The 1776-nt window shown below is 37.5% G+C and carries 1 protein-coding gene and 1 pseudogene; one reads left to right on the top strand and one right to left on the bottom strand.

Going from position 1 to position 1776, the window contains the following annotated elements:
- A pseudogene (locus tag AC0NBN_RS16420) lies at positions 1–228 on the bottom strand (peptide deformylase); the annotation flags it as partial.
- Positions 229–296: 68 nt separating this feature from the next.
- Here AC0NBN_RS16420 and AC0NBN_RS16415 point away from each other — a divergent pair.
- Positions 297–1610: an IS1380 family transposase gene (locus AC0NBN_RS16415; RefSeq protein ID WP_474468843.1), complete on the top strand. Its 1314-nt coding sequence runs from the start codon at positions 297–299 to the stop codon at positions 1608–1610.
- The last annotated feature ends 166 nt before the right edge of the window (positions 1611–1776 follow it).

The raw sequence follows: 1776 nt of genomic DNA, 5'->3' as shown, positions 1-1776 counted from the left end.
ACTATTTCTTGTGATATCTTCCCGCACATCCGGAATGGAAAGGCAGCCTTCATTAAACTTCCATTCTTCCCCGGATTCTTCAAGAATTTTTGCATTGATGAAAACTTTTCTGAATTCCTTCAGCTCATCTGCAATATCTTCATAATCTTCATCTTCTGCCAAAGGAGTTACATCTACGATGAATAATCTGATATCCAAACCAATCTGCGGCGCAGCCAGACCAATTCCGCAATAGAAAAAAAAGAGTATTTTAGTATTCTAATATCCAACTGCGTAGCAGTAGAAAAAAATAAGCGATGAATTTCGATCTATCCTTTACCAATAAAGAGATTACGCCTTGGGGAGGAATGGTGTTTTTAAAGCAAATGTTGGACAAAATCGGCTTTAGAGAGCAAATTGAAAAATGCGAATCTTTACCTGTGTCACTTTCCAATAATTCTTATAAAAAAGAAGTTTTGCTTGAATCTTTTATTACGAGTATTTGGTGTGGCGCCAATCGTTTTTTGCACACAGAAATTACCCGTGCAGATAAGGCTCTTGGGGAAATATTTGACTGGCGAAAGACCCCTGCTCAGGACGCATATAAACGCTATTTTGGCAAGTTTACACAACACATCAACCAGCAAGTTGGGCATCATTTTTTCAGTTGGTTTTTTCAGAATTTGAACCTCAATTATTTTACGTTAGACATTGATTCATCTGTAATTACTCGATACGGAGAGCAAGAGGGAGCAAAAAAAGGCTACAATCCTAAGAAAAAAGGAAGAAACAGCCATCATCCTATCATTGCATTTGTGAACGATGTAAAGATGGTCGCTAATTTTTGGCTCAGGAGCGGTGATACTTCTTCGGCAAATAATTTTGTAGGATTTTTAGAAGAAACACTCTTAAATTTTGGGGATAAAAAAGTAGGATTAGTTCGTTTGGATAGTGGTTTTTTCCAGAAAGACATTATGGATTATCTTGAATTAAAAACACTCCAATACATCATCGCTGCAAAATTTACTCACCCCATTCAACACTTGATAAACCAGCAAGATTTTTGGATAAAAGTTGATGAGGGCATCGAAATTTGCGACAAATATTATCAAGCAAAAAACTGGGAAAAGCCAAGAAGGATAGTCATTGTAAGGCAAAAAATAGCACAACGGCCGAATGCGGCAGGTCGAATATTAAGCCTGTTTCCGGAAGATGAAATCCATAGAAATTATCGTTATTCAGCCTATATTACCAACCAAGAACAATCGGCAACAGATGTTTGGAGAACGTACCGAAACAGAGGCGATGCAGAGAATCGAATCAAGGAATTAAAGGCAGATTTTGGAGCCGAAAGTTTTAACCTTAAAGGCTTTTTCCCTACAGAAGCTGCACTTATATTTTCGATGATTGCTTATAATCTGATGTCAATTTTCAGGCTGTTTGTTCTTCAAGAAAAAACGCAGAAAACATTATCTACACTACGATATAGAACCTTTGCTATTGGAGCTTATTTTGAAAAAGTAGGTGACACACTCAAACTGAAGATTGCACTCACCAAAAAACGCAGAAAATGGTTCGTCGGAATTTGGGATTACCCCATAGACTTATCTCAAAAAATTTCAACTGCGTGATTTGTGATTACCAGATGTTTCGTCTGCATTGACGGCTACCAAAACATTTGACGTAGGAGTCTGAATTCCGTACATAACACCATTCAGAGGATTTATCGCTGTCGAATTATAATTCACAGTTCCTGTGCCTACGCGAGGATAAGTATGTGGATTTATTGATGTCACT

The sequence above is a fragment of the Chryseobacterium sp. L12 genome (assembly GCF_056133985.1).
Note: the sequence above shows the minus strand (reverse complement) of the source record. Positions and strands in the feature narration are given on the sequence as shown.

What these genes read in the sequence shown, in the direction of transcription:
- AC0NBN_RS16415 (WP_474468843.1), top strand. Translation starts at nt 297, where the DNA reads ATGAATTTCGATCTATCCTTTACCAATAAAGAGATTACGCCTTGGGGA.